Consider the following 24,105-nt stretch of genomic DNA (forward strand, 5'->3'; position numbering starts at 1 on the left):
GCTCTTTTTATTTAATAATCCGTTTACAATCAGAACATATATTAAAACCCACGCGATCAATGGTTGCAATGGTTTCCGCGGCGTCCTGCATTACGCAAAGTTTATTCTCACAATGATTCAAACCTAAATTATGTCCTATTTCATGAATTGCAATTTTTTTGAGACGGGCATAAAATTGGGGTTCGCAGGTTTTTCCTAGTCTGTAAGTAGAAACCACACAACTTGGCCCATCCACATATCCTAAGCCATATACGCCCCAATCCATATATTTATAAATTGGTTTTTTGATTTCTCCTAAGTCGTTCTTTTTAGTGGTAGAAATGTCGTGATTGGTAACTCCTATCACATGGTCCACATACCACGGTTTGTTCCTTACTAAATCGCGCAACAAAGAATCAGCACGGTACCTTGGGTTTTTTATATGAACAAAAGCATGGTCAGGTAGGGACAATTGATTTAGTACGGCCACCTCAAAGCCAAAAGATGCTTCTAATGCATCTGATATGGAATCTAAAAAAGCAGGATTAACCTCCCCATAAGCCTGTACGCCTACAATTACAGAATCACTCTGTCTTTTAGAACAATTAAAAAGGAGTATTAATAATAGTAGCCCGACCAGTCTCATGTTTTTAATTTACATAAAAATTTAAAAAAGTCACTCTTATTAAACGTTAATAGCCAAGAATTATTCTTTAAACTCATTAAGAGAGAACGGTTTAAAACAAAGAAGGTCATCTAAATAGATGACCTTCTTAAAAAGAACTAAGTGCTAACACTTAAATCAAACTTACATTGATTGCACTTAATCCTCTATCACCTCTTTCTACTTCAAACTCAACTTCGTCTGTTTCTTGAATTTCATCATTTAGATTTGAAGTGTGAACAAAAACATCTTCATTTGAGTCTTTTACGGTAATAAAACCAAATCCTTTGGCTGCATTAAAAAATTTTACGGTTCCTTGTTTCATGATATTTAATTTAATTGTGTTTATTTAATGGCTATTTTATGCCATATTTTAATTATGGGTCCTAAATTCAGGACTAACTTATTTTTGGTGTTTTCCCAAGCCATCTTAACATGTTTATATGATCTTTCAAGGCTTGAAATAAATTGGATTTTACGTGATATGGAATACCAAATTCTTTGGCCGTCTCGGCAACTATAGGGGAAATGTTTTTATAATGAACATGACATATGTCGGGTAGAACATGATGTTCAATTTGATAATTCAAACCTCCTACCGCCCAATAGAGCAATTTATTTTTTGGGGAAAAATTGGTGGTTGTAAAAAATTGATGGCTGTACCAGTCATTAGTCATAGTTCCTTCTTGATTTGGTAAAGGAAACTCGGTGGCCGGCATGATATGTGCAATTTGAAAGATGACACTTACTAAAAGCCCTACAACCAAATGCATGAATAAAAATGCCAAAACTATAATCCACCAAGACATTGGAAGAAATATTATTGGTAAAATCAACGCGTATGAATAATATAAAACTTTCCACCCAATCATTTTGGCTAAATTGAGTTTAAATTCTTTTTGAGAAGTTATAAAACCCATCTTTTTGTAACGAAATAGACGTACAAAGTCCTTAGCGGTTATCCAAGATATAGTCGACAAACTGTAAAAAAACCAAATATATAGATATTGAAATCTGTGCAGTTGGTAGTGTTTAGAATGCGGTGAAACCCTCAAGAAAATAGGCATATTAATATCGTCATCTGCATGGTCTATGTTGGTAAAAGTATGATGCAGCATATTGTGTTGAATCCTCCAAATTCGGTCATTGGCACCTATCAGATTAAAGGTGTAGCCCAAGACTTTATTAACTTTTTTATTTTTTGAGTAAGACCCATGTATGGCATCATGCATGACTCCCATACCGATACCTGCCATACCAATCCCGCTTATAAAATAGAGTAAAAAAACGAGCCAACTATGATATATCACACCCGAGCACAACCAGATAATTGGTAAAAAAAACAAACTTAACATGACTATGGTTTTAAAAACCATATGTCCATTTGCATTTCTACTTATTCCATTTGATTTAAAATAATGATTGACTCGGCTTCTTAAAGTTTTGGAAAATTCGCAAGAGGAAGTTCTAGGAAATTTTGGTGTATGGATGTCGTTGCTCATGTACTTGTTACTAACTCATTTTTCTAGCATCTTTAAAAGGAGATGCTAAAAGCAGTCTTAGAAACACATAAAACGTAAAGTATATTCTGGAAATCAATTAAGATGAATCATTCAACATAATATGCAGGCTTCTAAAACCTGTAACGTATCGAGAAAAGCGAATGATTTAAAAAACGATGAAGTTTGAGAAAAGAAAAGCTTACTAAATAAATTATGGTCAAAGGTAGATTAAATATATTTGGTTAATCACATTTATATGTTAAATTAACTAATAACCTCGTTTTAAATCACCTAAGACTGAATCCTTACATAAATCAAGTTTCTATTTCCCTTAGAATTCTTTCTTTTTTCAACTTCAATATTTTCAATAGACTTGATAAAAGGTGTTAGTTTTTGAAATCCGTAATTTCTTGGATCAAAATTAGGTTGCTTTTTTTGAAGTAAAGCACCTACTTCACCCAAAAATGCCCACCCATCTTCATCTTCCAAATCAGAAATGGTTGATTGAATCAATTCAATTAGTGTGGGAGTGATTTTGTCTAATCTGGATTTCGGTTCTTTAGACGTTGAATTTCCAACATGATCTGAAGGTTCTTCTTTCTTCAAAATCTCCAGATAAATGAATTTATCACAAGAAACAATAAAGGGGTGCGGTGTTTTTTTCTCGCCAATACCATACACTATTTTACCTGCTTCTCTCAAACGAGTCGCTAACCTTGTAAAATCACTGTCACTAGAAACAATACAAAATCCGTGAACTTTTTCCGAATATAAAATGTCCATAGCATCTATAATCATAGCCGAGTCTGTGGCATTTTTGCCTACGGTATATCCATATTGCTGTATGGGGGTGATGGCATTCTCTAAAAGAACTTTTTTCCATTTACTTAAACCCGGATTAGTCCAGTCACCATAAATTCTTTTAATCGTAGGATTACCATATTTGGCAATTTCCTGCAGCATTTCTTTGACATAATTTGATGGCACATTATCACCATCAATTAATACAGCTAAATGTAAATCATTAACTATCATTTAGCGCTCCAAATTTCGATCATACTCTTCCTTATAACGGGCTTTGGCAATTTCCTCTCTTCTAACCTGTGATTTTTTAGTGAAATACTGATGGTCCCTAAGGTTCTGCACCTGCTTGGTTTTTCTTACCTTTTGCTTATATCTTTTTAAAGCTCTTTCAATTTGTTCTCCTGGTTTGACGTGAATAACTAACATATGTAAATGTTTTAAATGAATAATGAATATAGATCATCAAGAAACATAGGAGCTTAAACAAATAATTATGAGATGCGAAATTACCTAATGGATAAAACTAACGTGTTTGATGGCCAACTTAATCCCTTGACATGTTAGCTTAAAAATGAAATAGAATTGAAATTACACTAGGTAGGATAAAGACGGAACTAAATAATCCATTGACTAACGATACAAAGAAACGCCTTTTAATTTGAATAATCTAATAAATCCCCTTATCAGGTTTTAGCCTTTCCAAAATAAATGCTCAAAACCTATATCCTATCGCAGCACCTGAAAAAAATCCTTCAATCCTGATAGGATACTTTGAACCGCATAAGCAGCTAGTATCAAGCCCATAATCTTACTGATTACAGTAATACCATAATCACCTATACGCTTTTGTACAAGGTTGGCTGCAAGAAGTAAAAACATAGTTAGCATGACCACTACAAAAACCAAAACAGTAGTTAAAGCTTGATGCTGAAAACCATAAATGTGATTATCGGTCATCAATACTACAGCCATAATAGCTCCAGGTGACGCAATAGATGGAATCGCTACTGGGAATATAGTCACATGTTTGTAATCTTTTATTAAATGCTTCTCTGACTCAGGCTTTCCTTCTCCAAAAATCATGGTCAAAGCAAATAGAAACAGAATAACACCTCCTGATATTTGAAAAGCATCTAAAGAAACATTCATCCCTTCTAAAATTAGTTGCCCCAAAAGGATAAAAAACAACAAAATACCAAAAGCTACAAATGAGGCAATGATCGCTACTTTCTTTTTGTGTTTACCATCAAAATGTTTAGTTGCCTCAAGATAAACTGGGATACTCCCTAGAGGATCAATAACAGCTATAAGAAAAAAAATGGTTGAGAGAATACTTGCTACCATACTATTGTATACGCTTTCCTTGGGTTGAGAATGAAAGCCCTTGTTGTCCGGAGGTGGAGATCATCACAGCATCAAAAAGAGGTTCTAATACACCGCTTTGTTGTTTCCAGTCAAACAAAAAATTTCCTCCTGTACCTCCTTGGGTATCCTTTTCATCAATAACAATTTCAACGGTTTCCATGGGTGCTATAAAAATGGGCTGTTCAAAATAAGAATGGATTAACTCCCCATGCGTATCAAAATATTGGGCACTTGCAACAAATATGGAATCCTTTCTGTTTACATTACGCATGCTTACTGTAACGGTTAATTCATGTGTGATATGTTCGGTCTGGCTATATATTTCCGAATACACAGACAAATAGGTAGTTCCGGTTTTCAATGAGTCCAAACCAGAATGAGAAAAGGTCTGTCTTTTTTTCCAGTTCACAGGATCTACAGAGCTATTCACCTTCTTAGGGTTTTGGCAACTTGCAAACACCATAACAACACAAACAAATAACACAAACTTCTTGAACATAATCCAGTTTTTGATAATGGTCTAATTTAAACTATTTCAAACGAATAAAAAACCCCAAGTGATTGCTTGGGGTTCTAAAGTTTATTTTTCGGGATATTAATCCTCTGGATGCATAAAACGTTGTTTACCCAATAACACATCTTCGGTTTCTACATGGTCATCATCTGGGATACAACAATCTACTGGACAAACCGCAGCACATTGCGGTTCTTCATGGAATCCTTTACATTCAGTACATTTATCTGGTACGATGTAATAAATTTCATCACTGATTGGTTCTTGTGCTTCCTCTGCGTTCACTTGCTTGCCGTTAGGCAAAACAATGTCCCCAGAAAGACTGGTGCCATCGTTGTACCTCCAGTCGTCCGCCCCTTCATAAATAGCCGTGTTTGGGCATTCAGGCTCACAAGCACCGCAGTTAATACATTCGTCTGTTATAATAATTGCCATAGCGAATTTTAGATTTTTGACAGGTCTTTATTCTGTATAAAAAAGACCCGTGTTCAAGTTCATTTTTCTAACTTTGTTGCGCAAAAATAAAGCCAAAACAATTCATAACCAAACACAGAATGGATTTACATCAAAGAATTAAAGCTTTTACATTATTGGGAGACTTTATAAGTCAATTTGATCAGGAAACCCCTGTTAAAAAAGAGGAAATCCCACATAATGACTTGTTTTTTGATGGCTTTAAGCATCAAATGAAATTGGCCGAAGAACACAACGGTTGGTTTAACCGTGCTAATTTAATTTATGCCCTTTCTGGTTGGTCACATTTGCTCACTGAAGAAAACCTAAATAATTGGGTTTCGTCATATGACCTTCAAGCCGTAGATCCCAAGCGCATTGCTATCATCATGGCCGGAAATATTCCTCTGGTTGGGTTTCACGATTTTTTAGCCGTATTAATTAGTGGTCATGATGTGCTGGTCAAACAATCTTCAAATGATAAACAATTGTTGCCTTTTTTGGCAAAATATCTTGAATTCGTTGAGCCTGAATTCAAAGGAAAAATCACTTTTACCGAAGAAAAATTATCAGACTTTGATGCGGTAATTGCTACTGGAAGTAACAATACTGCTCGATATTTTGAATATTATTTTAAGGACAAACCAGCCATCATCAGAAAAAATAGAAATTCAGTAGCGGTTCTTACAGGTGAAGAATCCCCTGAAGAATTGGAAAAACTGGCAGAAGATATTTTTAGGTATTATGGATTGGGCTGTAGAAATGTGTCTAAATTGTTTGTGCCTAAAGACTATAACTTTGATGCCTTTTTTCAAGGTGTCTATGAGTGGCATCCCATTATCAATGAAACCAAATATGCTAACAATTACGACTACAACAAAGCCGTGTATTTAATGAGCGAATTTGATATGTTGGAGAACGGTTTTTTGATGATTAAGGAAGATACAAGCTACGCCTCCCCCATTGCTACGGTTTTTTATGAACACTACGAAAGCATGGAAGACCTGAGAAGAAAATTGGATACTGACGCAGAGAAAATCCAATGCATCGTTTCAAAAGGCCAGAATTCAAACGATATCGCTTTCGGACAGACCCAAAGGCCAGCATTAACAGACTATGCCGACGGAGTGGATACCTTGGAGTTCTTGTTGACAATATCTTCTTAAAATTATCATAGAAGTGACAAGTTTGTCATAATTAATTAGCAAATTTGTATTCATTTCATTTCAAAAAACAGTTGAAAATAAACGGTTTCAACACATAATTTAAAACTATTTAATCCATGAAAAGACACAATTTTAGCGCCGGACCATGTGTGCTTCCACAAGAGGTTATTGAAAAATCTGCTCAAGCAGTTTTAGACTTTGATAATGGTTTATCGCTAATTGAAATATCCCATCGTAGTAAGGCATTCGTTGATGTAATGGAAAATGCTCGAGCCTTAGCCCTAGAATTGCTAGGTTTGGAAGGTAAGGGATATAAAGCTCTGTTCTTACAGGGAGGAGCTAGCACCCAATTTTTGATGGTAGCTCTTAACCTTTTAGAAAAAAGAGCAGGATATTTAAATACAGGAACTTGGGCCGCCAAAGCTATTAAAGAGGCTCAAATTTATGACGATATTTATGAAGTAGCTTCCTCTAAGGATGCCAACTATAACTACATCCCAAAAGGATATGACATTCCAGAGGAGTATGACTATTTCCACTGTACTTCAAACAATACCATTTTTGGAACCCAGATAAAAGAATTCCCTAACTCACCAATCCCAATGGTTTGTGATATGAGTAGTGATATCTTTTCGAGACAATTGGATTTCTCAAAATTTGATTTGATTTATGCTGGTGCCCAAAAGAACATGGGACCTGCAGGAGTAACCTTGGTAGTGGTTAAAGAAGATATCCTAGGAAAGGTGTCTCGTAAGATTCCTTCCATGATGGATTATAAAGTACATATTGATAAAAGCAGTATGTTCAATACACCTCCTGTTTTTGCTGTTTATACGTCTATGTTGACTATGGAATGGCTTAAAAACCTTGGTGGAATTGCTGCTATTGAAAAGGAAAACGAGAAAAAAGCACAGCTTATCTATTCTGAAATCGACTTAAATCCATTGTTTAATGGATTTACTGTAAAAGCCGATAGATCAAATATGAACGCGACCTTTACATTAGCAAATGAAGACTTAAAAGAAACTTTTGATACCATGTGGAAAGAAGCTGGTATCAATGGCTTAAACGGTCACAGAAGTGTGGGTGGATATCGCGCTTCCATGTACAATGCCCTATCGCTTGATAGCGTCAAGGTATTGGTGGAAGTCATGAGTGAATTAGAGAGAAAAGCATAATAATATACATTTAAAATATAGAAACAAACAGGCATGAAAGTATTAGCAAATGATGGTATTTCAAAAAGCGGTATCGAGGCACTCGAAGCTGGCGGATTTAATGTAAACACCACAACGGTTGCTCAAGAACAATTAATCGATTATATCAACGAAAATGATATTGATGTTCTTTTAGTTCGAAGTGCAACCCAAGTTAGAAAAGACTTGATTGATGCATGTAAGAATCTTAAAGTGATTGGACGTGGCGGTGTTGGTATGGATAATATCGATGTGGATTATGCCAGAAATAAAGGAGTTCACGTGATTAATACACCTGCGGCTTCTTCCCACTCTGTGGCAGAATTGGTTTTTGCGCACATGTTGGGGCTAGCACGTTTCTTACACAATGCCAACAGAGATATGCCTTTGGAAGGAGAAACTAAATTCAAAGCCCTTAAAAAGAGCTATTCCAAAGGAATCGAACTTAAAGGCAAGACCATTGGTATATTAGGTTTTGGAAGAATCGGTCAAGCGACTGCCAAAGTGGCCTTAGGATTAGGGATGAAAGTTGTGGCTTTTGACCCGTTTATGGAAGAAGCTTCTTTGGAATTAGACTTTTTTGACGGACAAACAGTAACCTTCAATATCAAAACCATTTCTAAAGAAGAGCTTTTAAAGCAATCTGATTTTATTACCCTTCACGTACCAGCGCAAGACGAATATGTAATTGGTGCACCAGAATTTGAAACCATGAAAGATGGTGTTATTTTGGTTAATGCAGCACGTGGTGGTGTGATTGATGAAGTGGCTTTGGTTAATGCAATTGACTCTGGGAAAGTTGCTAGAGCGGCATTGGATGTTTTTGAAAAAGAACCTACTCCAGAAATTCAATTATTGATGAATCCTTCCTTGTCGTTAACTCCTCATACAGGTGCGGCAACCAATGAGGCTCAAGACCGTATTGGAACAGAATTGGCAAGTCAAATCATTGCCATTTTTAAAGGGCAGGAAGCTTAAAATAAAATTGACTATATCTTAAAGTCCATAACAACTGCTTATGGACTTTTTTTTGTACCTTATTTTCTCATAACCAAAAATTTAAACACATGTCAGGAATACTCGATATACTGAATAGCGATTTAGGCCAATCCATCATCAGTGGTGCTGCCAACCAAACCAATCAACCTCAAGATAAAACCGCCAGCGTGCTTACCATGGCACTACCCGTCATGATGCAGGCCATGAAACGAAATGCTTCTTCTCCTGAAGGTGCCGCCAATTTGTTAGGTGCCCTCAACAATAGTAAACACGACGGAAGTTTATTGGACAACTTGGGAGGCTTTTTTGAAGGAGGTGTCAATGATAACATGTTGGAAGAAGGTAGCAAGATTCTGAACCATGTTTTGGGAAGCAAGCAACAAGGTGTTAATAAATTAATTGGCGACAAATCTGGAATGGATGCCAACCAAGTAGCTGAAATCCTTAAAGTGGCCGCCCCTATCCTATTGGGATTATTAGGAAAACAAACACGGCAAAACAACGTATCTAGTCCTGCCGGTCTAGATGATTTGTTGGGAGGTATGATCAAAGGTAATTCTGGTGATAACGAACAATCCTTCTTGGAAGCCATCTTAGATGCCGATGGTGATGGCAGTGTGGTTGATGATGTAGCCGGTATGGTTTTGGGGTCTAGTAAAAACAAAGGTGGGCTTGGTGGGCTTCTGGGTGGTTTATTTGGAAAATAAACATTACTCTATTTAAAGTTAAAATGGAGGCTCTTATGAGTCTCCTTTTTTATATGTAATAATGAATGTGGTGTTCTTGAGCTTAAGAAAATATAATTGCTAAAGAGGCACCAATTATCACGGTTGCTAGAATACCGATGGCTCCATTAAAATCCATATCATCATTTAGAAATTCTTTGAAACTTTTATCTGAACCCCATAATCTAGAAACTGCCCACCTTATCGCAGCACCCGGATATTGAAACAGCGCATAAACTATTACTTCAATAATGAATTCTCTCATGTTTGATTAGACTTTTAAATCAAGAAAAATCTTGTAAATAATTGCATCATAAACTTAGTTCAGAGTAGTTTTATTCTACATTTTCAGAATGTGTTTCTTTAGTGATCTTTGAATAATGACATCTTAATAGGTGCCACTTCCCATCTGTTTTTTGAAAGATCCAGGTTTCCTTGTACGGTGCATAAAGCTTCTCCCCTTCCGGCAATAAAAAAGTAGCCTCATTGACCACACCTACAAGAGCCCAATCTTCACCGCCTTCATACTCATATTGTGACAATGTCCGTTCTCTGGGATACCAAGGTTCGGTTGTTTTGATGATTTCCAACATCTCCTTGGCACTTGTTGTTACGCCACTATGGTGCACCAATTTGGTTTGAGGTGCCATCATTGCCTCCATCTGATCGTAATCTCTAGCATCAAAGGCTTTGAAAAAAGCACCAACCATTTGGGTCACTGCTGCTGAATCTGTTTTACGAGTCACTTGAGGATCTTCATCTAGTATTTCATTCCCCTTCTTTTGTGTTGGGTTGTTACACGACAAAAATGCCAAAACAGGGATAAAAAATAGATATTTCATGCTGGTATTGGTTTTGAGAATTAATGCTTTGGTATTGAATGTTCTCTAAAAAATGTGTATTCAATACATAATCAAAAAAGCTACTATTAATTCTAGGGAGTTAGGCTTAAAACTAGCCAATAATTTTCTTTAAGAAAAGGAATTGCTTGATAATTAGTTGATTTTAATGAAACCTATAAATAACTTCCAATATTATGTATTCTTCCTTTCAATTTATGCCTATTAAAATTACTTACTCGATTTTGATCTTGGCGGTTTAAAATGGCGTATATGAATACTGGAAATAGTAAAAAACCTACTACTGAATAAATTAAATAATGACTTGTTCCCGTTTTCAAAAAAGGATTAACCACTAAAAATATTAATGGAGTCCCCATCAACAAAACCAAACCTGAAGAAATCTGTGCTAACTTAGAGGGGTTAGCAAATAATTCATCGACGTGGAACTTTGTTTCGGTTTTACAACTCTTACACTTCAAGGTAACAAACTCTCCAATCCGCATAGCAAATTCAACTCGAGTATAAGCTTGAGTGATAAAGGGTATTTCAGATTGACACGATTGGCACTTTCCGAAAACTTTCATATTCTTTATTTTACTTTATCACAAGATTAATAAAAAATCTTTTTAACCTCTTATTAGTGCTAATATTTACTTAGATTAAAATTTTAACTTCAACAAAAGTGATTTCTAATCAAACTATAAGCTAACAGGACCGTTGCCACTGGTAGAAAGTTAAGAAAGACACTATAAATAATATAATAATTTTTATGCTTCAAATCTCCTTTGTTATCAACCCAAATTCCATCTGACAATTCATGACGATATGTTTGATATGGTTCTTTGTCAAATAATTTTCTAAATATAATGGTAGTCGCTTTTATAATATTTACTGTCAGGAACGGTGAAAAAGTGAGAAGGACGCAATTGATAGGACATAAATAATTCCAGCCCAATAATTCCATAGTAATACCTCCAAGCCCTATAAATAAGAAATATTTCCTATACCAATTGTAACGTTTTTCATCCTTTAAGTCTTCTGAAGTAAAAATCACGAAAAAGGTAAGACCGATACAAATGAAAATTACCATGTAAAAATAGACTTCTGAAAGGGTCATGTTTTCTATCTCTTGTAAAAAGGTTGTGTTTCGGTTAAAAAATATTGAGATAAATCATTTTTTGTGTCCAATTGAATAAAGTCAATAATCCCTTCTTTAAAAATTCTTTCAGCCAAAGGACCAGCTTCATTGGTAACAGCCTTCATAGTTCCATCCATATCAAGTGCAATCATTAAATGTGGGCGCGTTTCGCTTTGCCCCATGCTTATGGCGGCCAAATATGCCGCTTTAACAAGGCCTTGTCTCCTAAACAAATCACTCATAGCATTTACCAATTCTGTTGGATAGGCTGCTGGTTGACCAATTTGGATCTGGGTATCCTCTTCAATCACTTTATCGTTACTTTCTTCAAAAATGGAACCATCCATCAATTTTTCGATTTCTTGAGGAATAAGTTCCTTACCATAGTCAGAATAAGGATTTAGAATCAAGGTGGCACCTTTGGTCATTCCAAACAAATCCTGACCTCTAATGGCTAAATAAGGCACCTCCTCTTTAATGATGTCTTTATCAAAAATACGATTCGTTGATGTAAACACTGGAATTTGTCCATTTTCAAATGTAACTAAAGCCACGGTGCTATCTTTTTCCAATGTCTGCATCCCCTCTGAAATACCATGGTTACCATTGGTTAAAACAATAAGGTCATTCCATAGTAACTTTTGATAAAACTGCGGTCTAGCCGATGCTTTTGTAGCAGCTTCCATTAAGGTTTTTTCCAATTCATTTTCTGGAAAACTGCTTCCTATTTTCTTCTTTTTAAAGATGTCAAATAGTCCCATTTTATAGTTTTTTCAGATGTTAAAACTTAATCCATTTAATCACAATACTTCTTTTTTAATTCCTGGGCTTCCTCATAGGTGTTATACCCAATTAGCAGTAAACCTTCAGTGCAATTTATTCTACTAGCCTTCAATTGTTTGCCAACATATTCTCGGTACTCTTCATATTTCCTGTAGCGTTCTGGAATTAATTTGATGGACTTTTTAGCATCAATATATTTCAATTTTTCATGAATGACCAATTCATAAATATTTCGCTCCAAAACATTTTTATGAGATTCATTCTCAAGTTTAAAATTAAACATTCGTGTTTTTGATTGGTGGGTAATTTTCAAAGTATTACTAATTCCTAAACTTAGTTTCTCCGCAGGAGCTCGATTGGCTATATTAATTTTTTCATTGTAATAGGCATCAATAAACATTTCAAAATCAGTCAACTCTTCATATTTTATTTTCTCTGTATAGTTTAAAATCAATTCATCTGAACCCAATTCCAAAAAGCCAACTTTCTCATGTATGATTTTCTCAAAATCATAAAACTGATAAAATTGACTAAAGACCATAACCAAACTCCCAATGACAATTAAAGTCCAAACTGGAGGAATTCCAGGTATGAAGTAATAGGTGTTTTTAAACAGGTAATAAAAAATCACTCCAAAGACAAGGAAAACAAATCCAGACAAGGCTAGGATTTTTGTATTAGAAATTTCATGTTTCACAATATGAAATATATAGGCTTTAAAAGTCATGTCATTTTTATAACCCATGGTTACAGTTGTAATTTATTAGGAATTTCTTAAGGCCAAATATCAGGATTTCTACCACACCTTTTCACTAATACCCATTAACTTTTTCATTACTTGATTGTATCGATATACAATCCTTATTTTAGTTCTGTTTACTATACAACCAAAAAGGTATTCGTAATTCAAATCGTATTTTTCAGCTAACAGTTTATTTTTTTGAATGGTATAGTCGGATAAAAAACCGCCTGTACTGAAAAGACGTCGGATTCCGTTGTTGAAGTCTATATATGCCTGCTTTTCACTGTACTTATTATAGAATTCCGGTTCAACTAAAGAATCACGATAAACAGCTAATTTTCTATCAGATATCCGAAGTTTTAAAGTATCGCTAAGTTCGTATGAGTCGAACTTAAAAATTTCATTGAAAAAATTTGAATGGTGGTTTACATTAATATGAATGGAATCATTCAAATACGTTCTAAATTTGAAAATCCCACTGGAGTCTGTTTCTAATTCAAAGAGTCTGTTTTTTTGTTTTATCCTAATCTTGTGTTTTCGGTTGGTCAAATTTTGAATTGTCCCGTCTGGAAAGGATTCTAAAATTTTGTATTCGCTTTCCACCGACTTATAAAATTCAACTTTACCAACAATTTCCCTTTGTGAAAAAAGGAACTGTGGTATAACCAGACTCAATAATATGATAAAAAAAATTCTCAAAATAGGAGGAAGTCATTCTCTGTCTCTAAAAATACATTAATTTCTTACATTTTAACTACTAATATATTATGGAGACATTTAGAGGGAAACTAATATAATTTTGAGCAGGAAAATATTACTAAAGATATCTAAACTTCGAATTAGAGCTAGTTATTAAAACTAACCTTATAAGTTACAAAATATTATCCTAATATCATATGATTTCCATCATCCGAAAATTACAATTAAAAGCTTAAATTCAAACGCTTTAAGCACAAGCTTTACTCCTTTTTAGAGTATAAAATGGCTAGGTATTTTATGTACCGAATAAATCTTAACCAACTACCTTCCCGATCACCATTATTGGTACTATTCGATTTATTAATTTTAAATTTTTCAAAAAATGAAGCGTTTAAATTTAATTTGGATGGCCCCTATCTTATTGTTGATTTTCTTTTCTTGTTCTCATGAACAATTAGATTCTTATGAAGTTGCAAATAATGAATCCTTGCGAAAGGCTGAACCTAGAGCCGTCACGGTACCATTTAAGGCAACGTTCTATACGCTTAGAGATTATTCCTTTGCACTTGACTGTTCTGCCTTTGGGTCTGAAAATCCAGAAGAAGATTTTGGTGCTCCCGGAAATTATCAAGTTGGTGGTGGAAATGGAACGCATTTAGGTGAATTTATGACAACCATCTCTTTTTGTGGTGGACCTAATTTCCAGTATCGTGCAGGAGAAGGTGTTTTTGTTGCGGCCAATGGGGATGAATTGTATTTCAATATTCCACCAACAGACGTTATCGGACAAATTTACCAAGTATTTGATGACCCTCTCTACGAATTATGGTTTGGGGATGCCTTCGAATTTACTGGAGGTACTGGTCGCTTTGCTGGAGCAACTGGTAGTGGTACCACAGATAGTTGGGTGAATTTAATTGATGGAGGGTGGAGCAATTTCCCTGATGGTTTCATAGCTGAACATCAAACAGATCATGTATTTACAGGTACCTTAACATTTTATCCAGGCGCCAATTCCAATTAGAAAGTTATTACATTATGGAGCTACCCCAGGTAGCTCCATTTTTCTTGTATTAAGTAAAGTGTTGAAATTATTTAAATAACCGCAAACAACTTATTCATAAGGCACATCATATTTCAAACAATATTCGACTACTTCTAATCAAATTTAATTTTCGTATTTTTAAACTTATGAAACAATTATATCTCATAGGAATACTTGTTATGTGCATTTGGGCTTGTGGTTCAACCAAATCCAATTCTAACCAGTCAATTACCCAAGTAGCCAAGGATTCCATTAAAACTATTGAAAATGATACGGTAAGAATTGCTAATGAGGAAGTAGAATATGAAATCATTATTATTGAACCCGGTTTTAATACTTGGTTGCAATCTACTGCCAGACCTGAAGGTTTTTATACGCAGTCTTTCTTAGAAGGTCGAAACATTCAATATGTGACCGCTTGGAACCAAAGGGTACTTCAACCTCAAGTTTATAATCCCAGTCTTTATGAAATGCAAATCAATTACAGTCCAGGCATTGATTATGGCTATGATGTAAATTACAAACTTTATAATTATTTCATTTACTTTCAATTAAAATACAAACAACAATTAACAGGAATAGTTCCACGTATTTAGACTATATTTGCACCGCAATATAGCCTATGGAAACATTCAAGAAAAATTGGGAAATTCAACAGAACTGGCAACTCATTTTTCCGTTTTTGGGCTTGGTTGGTTTGGGCTATAGCTCCTATAAATTGGCTGCAGCACTTTTTAAGCATTTAAACCTTCTATTGTTTATTTGTACAACTGTAGTTATCTTTTTCATACTACTAAGAGTCACCCTATTCTTATTTAAAAAATTGGAAAAAAAATGGATTTTGCAATACCGTTGGGAAATGATTAGGGTGTTTATCATCTTTGCCATGACCGGAACCTCTTCTGTCTTTGTCAGCCGACCCCTTATCAAATTCATAGGAATTACTAAAGAAAACTTAAATCCCTTGCTGTATTGGGTACTATACCTTATCATTGGGCTTATTTTTTACCAAATTCTATTGGTTTTCTTTGGATGGGCCTTAGGCCAGTTTAAATTCTTCTGGGAATTTGAAAAGAAAATGCTTAGACGATTTGGTTTAAAGCGATTTGTGGATTAAGTGGAAAAACTAAAGCAACATATCATATTTAAAATAGCGGCCCTAGGTCTGATCATTTTGGTGATGATGCCAGCTGCTATTAAGTTACACCACAGTTTGGAATCTAAGCACAAACATGAAGTTTGTCAAGGAGAACCACAAGCACACTTTCACACTTGGGATGTAGATTGTGATTTTCAAAAGTTTAAAATCACTCCTACTTTCACTCTTTCAGTATTTGAATATAATCTTCTTAAAGAAGAGCACAACCACGAACTGATTCTTTCGCAATACCAGTTCATAAGTGAGTTTCAGAAATCACATATCAGCCTACGCGGCCCACCTTTTAATAGTTAATATTCGCCTCAAATCAATTTGAATCATTATTTACTATTAAACCCAATTATTTAAATGAAATTTTTATTTAAAGCATTGATTATGATGGTTATTCCATCAATCTATGCTCAAAATTCCGTCCAAGGAATTATTACCGATACAGATACCCAAGAACCCATTCCTTACGCCTCTGTGTATGTTCCTCAACTTGAAAAAGGAGCTGCCACAGATGAACAAGGAGTTTTTACAATAGACAATCTACCCACAGGTAATTACAAAATCGTTGTCTCCATTGTTGGTTATGAAACCTATTCCCAAACCATTGAGATTCCAATTCCTGAAACTTTAGTAATAGGTTTAAAATCGTCGGCAATTGAAATGGAAGAAGTAATCATTTCGACACCCTTTCACAAACTCCAAAGTGAGAATGTTATGAAAGTAGAACGTCAAAATGTTTCCGATTTAAAAAGTCAGGGAGCCGTAACACTTGCAGATGGGATTACCAACATAGCTGGTGTAGAAAGCGTTACCACAGGAACAGGAATAGGCAAACCGGTCATCAGAGGGCTTAGTTCAAATCGGGTTTTGGTATATACCCAAGGAGTTCGATTAGAAAACCAACAGTTTGGTAGCGAACATGGACTGGGCGTTAGTGATGCTGGAATAGAAAGTGTAGAAGTAATTAAAGGCCCTTCTTCACTTTTATATGGAAGCGATGCTTTAGGAGGAGTCCTTTACCTTAACCCAGAAAGATTTGCTTCTCAAAACAGTTCAGAAGGACATTTGGGTGCCACTTACTTTAGCAATACACTGGGTTATAACACTACTGCAGCTTATAAAGCGTCTGGTGACAAGTTCAAATTCTTGTTCCGAGGAAGTTTGGCAGAGCATTCCGATTATGAAACACCAAACTATCGAGTAACGAATACCCGATGGAATGAAAAGGATTTTAAAGGAGGTGTCGGCTTTCAGGATTCCAATTTCAAAACTGAATTTAGATACAATGTCAACCACAGCAAATTGGGTATCCCAGAAGAATTGACGTTACAGTCTAAAGCAAAATACCCCATGCTACCCTATCAAGATTTAACAAACCATGTGTTCAGTTCCAAATCAACGGTTTTCTTTGACAAATCGAGCTTAGAATTTAATCTAGGCTACATTTATAACAACCGTCAAGAATTTGAAGATGAGCACCACCACGAGGAACATGGCGAGGAAGAGGAAGACCACCATGAAGAAGAGGAACATGACGAGCATGAGGAAAACGAAGAGCTACATCCTGCACTTCAAATGAAATTAAAAACCTTTAATTATGATGTTAAGTATCATCTTCCCAAAATAGGAAGAACGGAAACCATTGTTGGGGTTCAAGGGATGCACCAAACCAATACAAATTATGGAGAGGAACAATTAATCCCAGATGCCACTACCAATGATGTAGGCGTTTTAGGAATGACCCACATTCATTTTGAAAAAGTAGATGTGCAAGTGGGTACCAGATTTGACCACCGATCTATCGAATTACCAGAAGGTTTGCAACGTGAATTTAATAGTTTTAATGGTGCTATTGGTGCCAAAACCAATTTGGCAAAAAACGTGACAGCCAGATTCAATGTAGCCTCTGGATTTAGAGCCCCTAATTTAGCAGAGCTTACTTCTGATGGCGTTCACCATGGTTCTTACCGCTATGAGATTGGTAATATAGATTTAAAGAATGAACAAAACATTCAGTTTGACCTTAATTTGGAATATAAAAATGACCACTGGGAGGTATTTGCCAATGGTTTCTATAACACAATCAACAATTACATTTTCTTATCTCCATTAGGAGAAGAAATACAAGAGTTTGCAGCTTATCAATATGTTCAAGATGATGCTGCTTTATATGGAGGAGAATTTGGCTTCCATTTTCATCCACACCCACTTGATTGGTTGCATGTTGAAGGTAGTTTTGAAACCGTAACCGGTAAACAACAGAACGATAACTACCTACCATTGATTCCAGCCAATTCTTTAAACAACACCATTCGTGTAGAATACAATACAGGTTGGCTTCAAAAAGGGTTTGCTTTTGTTAGATTAAAAACGACCTTTGATCAAAACCATGTAAGTCCGTTTGAAACCACAACAGCAGGATACCAACTGTTAAGTGCTGGTTTTGGAGGCACCATACAGGTGTTCAAAAGGGATTTGGATGTAACCATTTCTGGAAGCAATCTCCTTGATGAATCCTATATCAACCATCTTTCAAGATTAAAACCCGATGGTATTTATAATATGGGAAGAAACCTAACCTTTGGTTTATCTTACAGAATATAAAACAAAAAAAAGCTCAGTTTTACTGAGCTTTTTTCTTTAATTGTTGGACCTTACTTTAATGGGTTGAACCTCATTAGATTCTTTTTTGATAACATAGGTGTAAAGCCACATAAGGGTAAACGTAGGAATGATATCAAACCCTGGTAGCGCTTCCTCAATAAAGGAAATCACCCCTGCTACTTTACCTTTGGTTCCTTTGTACATATTGGCCATTAAATAACCAGATATAGGAGCCCAAATAATATCAAATAATGTAACCATACCAATAGCATCAAAAAGAATGCTTAAGGCTAATTTTTTATGCTTGCTTAAATTGCTTAAATTCATCATTTTCAGTTTAAAAGGTTACTATTATTATAACAAGAAGTGTACCAAAATAGATTAGGACAATTTTTCACTAATGAGCTTTAAAAACTCACTTCGAGTTTCAATCTTTTCAAACTGACCTCTAAAGCCAGAAGTTGTAGTAACAGAATTTTGCTTTTGCACCCCACGCATCATCATACACATATGAGACGCTTCAATCACCACGGCAACCCCTTGTGGTTCTAGCGTGTTATTAATACAATCCAGAATTTGTTCTGTTAGACGCTCTTGTACTTGAAGTCGTCGAGCAAAAACATCAACCACCCTAGGAATCTTACTTAAACCTACAATCCTGCCATTAGGAATGTAAGCGATGTGTGCTTTTCCAAAAAAAGGCAACATATGATGTTCACACAAGGAATATAACTCAATATCCTTAACAATAACCATCTCATTATAAGATTCTTCAAACATGGCACTCTTTAAGATTTCAGCAGCATCTTGATGGTATCCTTGTGTAAGGAATTGCATTGCTTTGGAAGCCCGTTCAGGAGTCTTTACAAGTCCATCCCTAGTGACATCTTCCCCCAAATCAGCAATAATACTTTTATATCGTGCCTTCACATCATCTGTGACCTGCATATTATATTCTTCAAAATGTTTGTATAGCATAGCTGTGTGTTATTATAGGTTAAAATTAGTCAAAAAAATGAAACCCGCAGAAATCCATTTGCCTTAACAGTTGCATGGAAGGTTTTAACTTTTTTTTAAGACCATGAAGGAGGATGACCCTATAGTTTTGTCAAAATTTTTGTAACAATTAAACTGGTTACTTGTCTTTATAATATCAATCAAAAAGACGAATTACAAATCAATGAAAACCAACCTTCTTTGGGTACTCTTTTTTTTGGGAGTACTAACCATCCAAGCTCAAAACAAGGATAAAAAGCAATTGCACATTCAAAGAACTGAAACTGCTCCTAAAATTGATGGTGTTTTGGATGATGTTGCATGGGTAAATGCTGAAGCAGCCACAGATTTTGTGCAATTTAGGCCTGATGTAGGTAATGCTCCAAAAGATTACCAAACAACTCAAGTCAAGGTTACTTATGATGACCACGCCATCTATTTTGCGGCCTACCTGTATGATCACCCTGATGAAATAATGAAACAATTTAATCAAAGGGATAATTTTGGACAACAGGATTTCTTTGGAGTGGTATTAAACCCAAACAATGATGCACAAAACGATGCTGAATTTTTTGTTTTTCCAACAGGAAACCAAGCAGATGCCTCCTACTCTCCATATAATGGTGAAGATTTTAGTTGGAATTCTGTATGGGATAGTGCCGTAAAGTTAGTAGATGATGGTTGGATTGTCGAAATAAAAATTCCCTATAGATGTTTGCGTTTTGCCAACAAAGAAGTACAAACTTGGGGGTTACAATTTCATAGGCATTTTAGAACTACTAGAGAGCAGTACACTTGGAATCCTATTGATCCTACTAAAGGAAACATAGGTTTATACCATGGTGAGATTATCGGTATTGAGAACATTAGTCCTCCTACCCGTCTTAGTTTTTACCCCTTTGCCTCTACCATTTTAGAAAGTTATGATGGTGAATTTGAAGATACTTATAATATAGGATTGGATTTAAAATATGGCATAAGTGAGAATTTCACATTGGATGCCACATTGATTCCGGATTTTAGTCAAGCCGCCTTTGATGATGTCGTTCTAAACTTGGGGCCATTTGAGCAGACCTTTGCCGAACAGAGACAATTCTTTACAGAAGGTGTGGATTTATTCAATAAAGGGAATCTATTTTATTCCCGTCGTGTTGGTGGAGCTCCGGTAGGAAATGTAGAATTGGAAGAGAACGAACAAATAAGAGAGTATCCAACTAAAATTAAAACCTTAAATGCCCTCAAGGTATCAGGAAGAACAAAAAAAGGTTTGGGAATAGGAGTCTTCAATGCCATCACTGAAAAAACCTATGCCACAATCGAAAATGTGTTGAATGGAGAAACCAGAAAAGAATTGATAGAACCATTGGCTAATTACAACATCTTTGTACTAGACCAACAATTCAATAAAAACTCAACCGTGAGTTTGATTAACACGAATGTAACTAGGAATGGTCATTTTAGGGATGGTAATGTTACTGCCGGTCTCCTTAACTATACCAATAAAAGCAATACATATAATGTGGACGCTCAATTTAAAATGAGCAATATCAATGAAGAAGACGGTACGAAAACAGGTTGGAGTTCCATTTTGGGAATTAGTGAGATAAGTGGTAATTATAGGTTCAGCCTATACAATACCATGGCAGATGATGATTTTGACATCAATGATCTTGGTGTGAACCTAAGAAATAACTATAACAATTTCTCAGCTGATGCTTCTTATCGCATATTTGAACCAACAGAAAAGCTCAATAATTTCTACGTTGGTGTATGGGCCAATTACAATAGGCTTTACGACCCGGGTACCTACACAGGGATGAATTTGGGTGCTAGTTTTAATGCTACAAACAAAAAAATTAATTCTTACGGTGCCAACATCAATTTTGAACCAGGAAAACAATACGATTATTTTGAAGCCAGAACCAAAGGGAAATACTTTATCTATGAAAACTGGTACAATTTCAATTTGTGGTACTCATCAAATTACAACAAAACCTTTGCGCTAGACACTAATTTTGGTGGTGCGGGCCTTATAGAGACAGGAAGGGATATGTTTAATTATTGGTTTGGTGTTAGTCCTAGATTTAAATTAAGTGATCGACTATTAATCGTTTACGACTTTCAATTTGACAATGTTAATGGTGATCGAGGTTACACAACCAAATATCAAGAAGAAATAGTTTTTGGACAAAGAGACCAACGCACCATTGTAAACAGTCTTTCTGGGAGTTATAATTTCAATGCTTACCATGCTTTGACACTCACCTTTAGAAATTATTGGTCAACCGTCAATTACAATGATGAATTATTTACTCTGCAGGACAATGGGCATTTATCCAAGGAATTGGGACTGCAAAAATCAGACATCAATGACCCGGATATTAACTTCAATACATGGAATTTAGATTTCGGTTATTCTTGGCAGTTTGCTCCTGGTAGTCAGTTATCAGCTCTTTATAGAAACCAATTGTTTAGCTACACTTCAGAATCCTTAAAAACCTATGGACGTAGTATGAAGGATTTATTTAATGAGCCCTTCCAACATGTTTTTTCCCTTAAACTCATTTATTTTATCGATTATAACGATTTGAAGCAAGCTTTTAAAAAGAATGAAAATTCCTAAAATTTCAGTAAAGTTGACCACCAAATCAACATAAAATGGTATTTTCACACTCATACTAAAAGTAATATGATTCAGGCAAAAAATATCCATAAATATTTTGATGGATTACATGTTTTAAAGGGAGTTGATCTACATATTGATAAAGGATCTGTTGTTTCTATAGTGGGTGCTTCTGGGGCTGGAAAAACTACTTTGCTCCAAATTTTGGGGACTTTAGATAAAGGTTCGTCTAAAGATCCTTACGAATTGATTATCAATGGAGAAAATGTCCATTTAATGAAAGAAAGAGCTTTGGCGCGATTTAGAAACGAACATATAGGTTTTATTTTTCAGTTTCATCAATTATTGCCAGAGTTTACAGCGCTTGAAAATGTCTGTATTCCGGCTTTTATTAAAAAAACAAAGAAGGAAGAAGCTGAAAAAAGAGCTAAAGAATTATTATCCTTCTTAGGCTTACAACACAGATACGACCATAAACCAAACGAATTATCTGGAGGAGAACAACAACGTGTTGCGGTGGCTAGGGCTTTAATCAACAATCCTGGGCTTATTTTTGCTGACGAACCTTCGGGTAATTTGGATAGTGAATCTGCAGAAAATCTTCACAATCTATTTTTTAAACTTCGAGATGAATTCGGACAAACTTTTGTGATCGTAACCCATAATGAAGAATTGGCTGATATGGCCGACAGAAAATTGACAATGGTAGATGGAAATATAATTTCTTAATTTTCTTAGGTTTATAGTTTTTATTACTTTAAAATCACTATCTTAGAAGATTAGATCCCTTAAAAAAATCCATGCAAACCTCAATCGTTAATTTTGATGAAAAAAAACGTCTGAAAGCCGTTAAAAGTTATCAATTAAGTAGAAGCCAAAATAGCTCTGATTTCAATAATATCACAGATTTGGCCATTGCTGCCACCAATTTACCCATTTCATTAATTTCCATTGTCGATGAGAATGATGTGTGGATAAAATCCGCAAAAGGAATGAATATTTGCAGTACGCAAAAGGAATTTTCATTTTGCAATCACGCCATTGGAGATCCAAATGACATTTTTATTGTTGAAGACGCTACCATCGATCCCCGATTCTTGAATAATCCATTTACACAAACTGGAACTAACCCTGTTATCTTTTATGCAGGAGTAAGTTTAATTGATAAAAATAATTACCGAATTGGTACGCTTTGTGTCGTGGATAGCAAACCCAATAGAATTAGCAAGGAACAAAAAGATGTTTTGATGCTATTGGCCAAACAAACGGTTAAACTTATTGAACTAAACAGATACAATAAAAGGTTAAAACGTACCAGAAAAAAACTGTCAGAGAAAAACAAGCAACTTAAAGATTTTGCTGGCCAGGTGGCTCATGATATGAAAATGCCTTTGGCTAATATGATTGTTACCTCAGACATCATAAAATCTAAATACAAATCTCAATTGGATAGTCAGGGAGTAGGTTATTTAGACAACTTAAAATCTTCTTCCCTCTCCTTGAGTGATTATATCAACAATCTATTGGGTTATTATGAGAGTAATACTTTTGAAAGTACTTTCCCTTCTGAAACCTTCTCCTTAAACCAACTTATTGAAGAGGTCATTGATATTTTAAATATTAAGATCAATTGCAGTATTGAAATTCCCAAAGAAGACATTGAATTACATACAAATAAGGCTGCTTTGGAGCAAATTCTCATAAACCTTTTGACCAATAGCCTGAAATACAATGATAAGGACGACCCAGAAATTATTATAGATCAGGAACGAAAGGATTCTCATGTGATTATTAGTGTAACAGATAATGGAATGGGTATCCCTAAGGAAAAAAAGAAACAAATTTTTGAGTTATTCTCAACCTTAGAGCATGTCGACCGATTTGGCAACAAAGGCCATGGTATAGGACTCTCAACGGTAAAGAAATTAGTGAATAGTTTGGGTGGCAAAATAAGGGTCAAATCCCAATTGGGGCAAGGAACGTCCTTTATCTTTTCAATCAAAACCGAATAACATTTTCAACGCTATTATTTATCAGCTTTATTGTTGATAAAAAATCTTTAATTTTTTATTCAGACCTAACATTTGAGGTTGATAACTCGTATTTTTAAAGGTAC

29 protein-coding genes are annotated in these 24,105 nt (G+C 35.2%); 12 read left to right on the forward strand and 17 right to left on the reverse strand.

What is annotated here, in order from left to right; genetic code table 11:
- Positions 1 to 7: 7 nt before the first annotated feature.
- The 8 genes from LOK78_RS10275 to LOK78_RS10310 all read right to left on the reverse strand — a co-directional run bounded on the left by LOK78_RS10275 (position 8) and on the right by LOK78_RS10310 (position 5,263).
- On the reverse strand, positions 8 to 625 hold the full coding sequence (locus LOK78_RS10275) for a matrixin family metalloprotease (protein WP_232634832.1): 618 nt from the start codon (positions 623 to 625) through the stop codon (positions 8 to 10).
- Between the two features lie 151 nt (positions 626 to 776).
- Positions 777 to 968, reverse strand: a complete 192-nt coding sequence (locus LOK78_RS10280; protein ID WP_232634833.1) for a cold-shock protein — start codon at positions 966 to 968, stop codon at positions 777 to 779.
- 73 nt (positions 969 to 1,041) lie between these two features.
- Positions 1,042 to 2,145 carry a fatty acid desaturase family protein gene (locus LOK78_RS10285; RefSeq protein WP_232634834.1) on the reverse strand — a complete coding sequence of 368 codons (1,104 nt, stop codon included), beginning with the start codon at positions 2,143 to 2,145 and terminating at the stop codon, positions 1,042 to 1,044.
- 291 nt (positions 2,146 to 2,436) lie between these two features.
- Positions 2,437 to 3,180 carry an NYN domain-containing protein gene (locus LOK78_RS10290; RefSeq protein ID WP_232634835.1) on the reverse strand — a complete coding sequence of 248 codons (744 nt, stop codon included), beginning with the start codon at positions 3,178 to 3,180 and terminating at the stop codon, positions 2,437 to 2,439.
- On the reverse strand, positions 3,181 to 3,375 hold the full coding sequence (gene rpsU / locus LOK78_RS10295) for a 30S ribosomal protein S21 (RefSeq protein ID WP_232634836.1): 195 nt from the start codon (positions 3,373 to 3,375) through the stop codon (positions 3,181 to 3,183). It abuts the gene before it with no gap.
- A 300-nt stretch (positions 3,376 to 3,675) separates the two neighbouring features.
- Positions 3,676 to 4,293, reverse strand: coding sequence for a MarC family protein (locus LOK78_RS10300; RefSeq protein ID WP_232634837.1), 618 nt, complete (start codon positions 4,291 to 4,293; stop codon positions 3,676 to 3,678).
- Position 4,294: 1 nt separating this feature from the next.
- A complete protein-coding gene (locus LOK78_RS10305; RefSeq protein ID WP_232634838.1) occupies positions 4,295 to 4,813 on the reverse strand; it encodes a DUF3124 domain-containing protein in 519 nt (172 codons plus the stop codon).
- A gap of 96 nt (positions 4,814 to 4,909) precedes the next feature.
- Positions 4,910 to 5,263 (reverse strand): 4Fe-4S dicluster domain-containing protein, encoded by a 354-nt coding sequence (locus tag LOK78_RS10310; protein ID WP_053969908.1) that lies wholly within the window; start codon positions 5,261 to 5,263, stop codon positions 4,910 to 4,912.
- 119 nt (positions 5,264 to 5,382) lie between these two features.
- Between LOK78_RS10310 and LOK78_RS10315 the strand changes: the two genes are divergently transcribed.
- From LOK78_RS10315 to LOK78_RS10330, 4 genes are all read left to right on the forward strand, one after another.
- Positions 5,383 to 6,447: an acyl-CoA reductase gene (locus tag LOK78_RS10315; RefSeq protein ID WP_232634839.1), complete on the forward strand. Its 1,065-nt coding sequence runs from the start codon at positions 5,383 to 5,385 to the stop codon at positions 6,445 to 6,447.
- A gap of 116 nt (positions 6,448 to 6,563) precedes the next feature.
- A complete protein-coding gene (serC, locus tag LOK78_RS10320) occupies positions 6,564 to 7,625 on the forward strand; it encodes a 3-phosphoserine/phosphohydroxythreonine transaminase (protein ID WP_232634840.1) in 1,062 nt (353 codons plus the stop codon).
- A 33-nt stretch (positions 7,626 to 7,658) separates the two neighbouring features.
- Entirely contained in the window at positions 7,659 to 8,621 is a 963-nt protein-coding gene (locus tag LOK78_RS10325; RefSeq protein WP_232634841.1) for a D-2-hydroxyacid dehydrogenase, read from the forward strand.
- An 89-nt stretch (positions 8,622 to 8,710) separates the two neighbouring features.
- Positions 8,711 to 9,349, forward strand: coding sequence for a DUF937 domain-containing protein (locus tag LOK78_RS10330; RefSeq protein ID WP_232634842.1), 639 nt, complete (start codon positions 8,711 to 8,713; stop codon positions 9,347 to 9,349).
- An 82-nt stretch (positions 9,350 to 9,431) separates the two neighbouring features.
- Here the strand turns inward: LOK78_RS10330 and LOK78_RS10335 are convergent, their stop codons facing one another.
- From LOK78_RS10335 to LOK78_RS10365, 7 genes are all read right to left on the reverse strand, one after another.
- Positions 9,432 to 9,632: a hypothetical protein gene (locus LOK78_RS10335; protein ID WP_232634843.1), complete on the reverse strand. Its 201-nt coding sequence runs from the start codon at positions 9,630 to 9,632 to the stop codon at positions 9,432 to 9,434.
- Positions 9,633 to 9,702: 70 nt separating this feature from the next.
- Positions 9,703 to 10,209: a YybH family protein gene (locus tag LOK78_RS10340; RefSeq protein ID WP_232634844.1), complete on the reverse strand. Its 507-nt coding sequence runs from the start codon at positions 10,207 to 10,209 to the stop codon at positions 9,703 to 9,705.
- Positions 10,210 to 10,382: 173 nt separating this feature from the next.
- Positions 10,383 to 10,793 carry a hypothetical protein gene (locus LOK78_RS10345; protein WP_232634845.1) on the reverse strand — a complete coding sequence of 137 codons (411 nt, stop codon included), beginning with the start codon at positions 10,791 to 10,793 and terminating at the stop codon, positions 10,383 to 10,385.
- 89 nt (positions 10,794 to 10,882) lie between these two features.
- Entirely contained in the window at positions 10,883 to 11,326 is a 444-nt protein-coding gene (locus LOK78_RS10350) for a hypothetical protein (protein ID WP_232634846.1), read from the reverse strand.
- Positions 11,327 to 11,331: 5 nt separating this feature from the next.
- Positions 11,332 to 12,108, reverse strand: a complete 777-nt coding sequence (locus tag LOK78_RS10355) for an enhanced serine sensitivity protein SseB C-terminal domain-containing protein (protein ID WP_232634847.1) — start codon at positions 12,106 to 12,108, stop codon at positions 11,332 to 11,334.
- Positions 12,109 to 12,143: 35 nt separating this feature from the next.
- On the reverse strand, positions 12,144 to 12,857 hold the full coding sequence (locus LOK78_RS10360) for a hypothetical protein (protein WP_232634848.1): 714 nt from the start codon (positions 12,855 to 12,857) through the stop codon (positions 12,144 to 12,146).
- Positions 12,858 to 12,926: 69 nt separating this feature from the next.
- Positions 12,927 to 13,547 carry an FEKKY domain-containing protein gene (locus LOK78_RS10365; RefSeq protein ID WP_232634849.1) on the reverse strand — a complete coding sequence of 207 codons (621 nt, stop codon included), beginning with the start codon at positions 13,545 to 13,547 and terminating at the stop codon, positions 12,927 to 12,929.
- Between the two features lie 406 nt (positions 13,548 to 13,953).
- On the opposite strand from LOK78_RS10365, the gene LOK78_RS10370 reads away from it, so the two are divergent.
- From LOK78_RS10370 to LOK78_RS10390, 5 genes are all read left to right on the forward strand, one after another.
- Positions 13,954 to 14,595, forward strand: a complete 642-nt coding sequence (locus LOK78_RS10370) for a hypothetical protein (protein ID WP_232634850.1) — start codon at positions 13,954 to 13,956, stop codon at positions 14,593 to 14,595.
- Between the two features lie 167 nt (positions 14,596 to 14,762).
- A complete protein-coding gene (locus LOK78_RS10375; RefSeq protein WP_232634851.1) occupies positions 14,763 to 15,212 on the forward strand; it encodes a DUF6146 family protein in 450 nt (149 codons plus the stop codon).
- A 26-nt stretch (positions 15,213 to 15,238) separates the two neighbouring features.
- Positions 15,239 to 15,733, forward strand: a complete 495-nt coding sequence (locus LOK78_RS10380) for a DUF6787 family protein (protein ID WP_053969892.1) — start codon at positions 15,239 to 15,241, stop codon at positions 15,731 to 15,733.
- Positions 15,734 to 16,069: a hypothetical protein gene (locus LOK78_RS10385; protein WP_232634852.1), complete on the forward strand. Its 336-nt coding sequence runs from the start codon at positions 15,734 to 15,736 to the stop codon at positions 16,067 to 16,069. It abuts the gene before it with no gap.
- Positions 16,070 to 16,123: 54 nt separating this feature from the next.
- Complete coding sequence (locus LOK78_RS10390) at positions 16,124 to 18,370, forward strand: TonB-dependent receptor (protein WP_232634853.1); 2,247 nt, start codon at positions 16,124 to 16,126, stop codon at positions 18,368 to 18,370.
- Between the two features lie 36 nt (positions 18,371 to 18,406).
- Here LOK78_RS10390 and LOK78_RS10395 read toward each other — a convergent pair whose 3' ends face one another.
- Both LOK78_RS10395 and folE read right to left on the reverse strand, forming a co-directional pair.
- Entirely contained in the window at positions 18,407 to 18,697 is a 291-nt protein-coding gene (locus tag LOK78_RS10395) for a hypothetical protein (protein ID WP_166959031.1), read from the reverse strand.
- Between the two features lie 54 nt (positions 18,698 to 18,751).
- Positions 18,752 to 19,348: a GTP cyclohydrolase I FolE gene (gene folE, locus LOK78_RS10400; RefSeq protein WP_053969888.1), complete on the reverse strand. Its 597-nt coding sequence runs from the start codon at positions 19,346 to 19,348 to the stop codon at positions 18,752 to 18,754.
- A 202-nt stretch (positions 19,349 to 19,550) separates the two neighbouring features.
- Between folE and LOK78_RS10405 the strand changes: the two genes are divergently transcribed.
- The 3 genes from LOK78_RS10405 (at position 19,551) to LOK78_RS10415 (ending at position 24,001) form a co-directional block, all read left to right on the forward strand.
- On the forward strand, positions 19,551 to 21,989 hold the full coding sequence (locus tag LOK78_RS10405; RefSeq protein WP_232634854.1) for a DUF5916 domain-containing protein: 2,439 nt from the start codon (positions 19,551 to 19,553) through the stop codon (positions 21,987 to 21,989).
- Positions 21,990 to 22,055: 66 nt separating this feature from the next.
- Positions 22,056 to 22,718: an ABC transporter ATP-binding protein gene (locus LOK78_RS10410; RefSeq protein ID WP_232634855.1), complete on the forward strand. Its 663-nt coding sequence runs from the start codon at positions 22,056 to 22,058 to the stop codon at positions 22,716 to 22,718.
- Between the two features lie 71 nt (positions 22,719 to 22,789).
- A complete protein-coding gene (locus LOK78_RS10415) occupies positions 22,790 to 24,001 on the forward strand; it encodes a sensor histidine kinase (protein ID WP_232634856.1) in 1,212 nt (403 codons plus the stop codon).
- Positions 24,002 to 24,105 lie beyond the last annotated feature (104 nt).

The organism is Mangrovimonas futianensis, assembly GCF_021245805.1.
Taxonomy (GTDB): Bacteria; Bacteroidota; Bacteroidia; order Flavobacteriales; family Flavobacteriaceae; genus Mangrovimonas; species Mangrovimonas futianensis.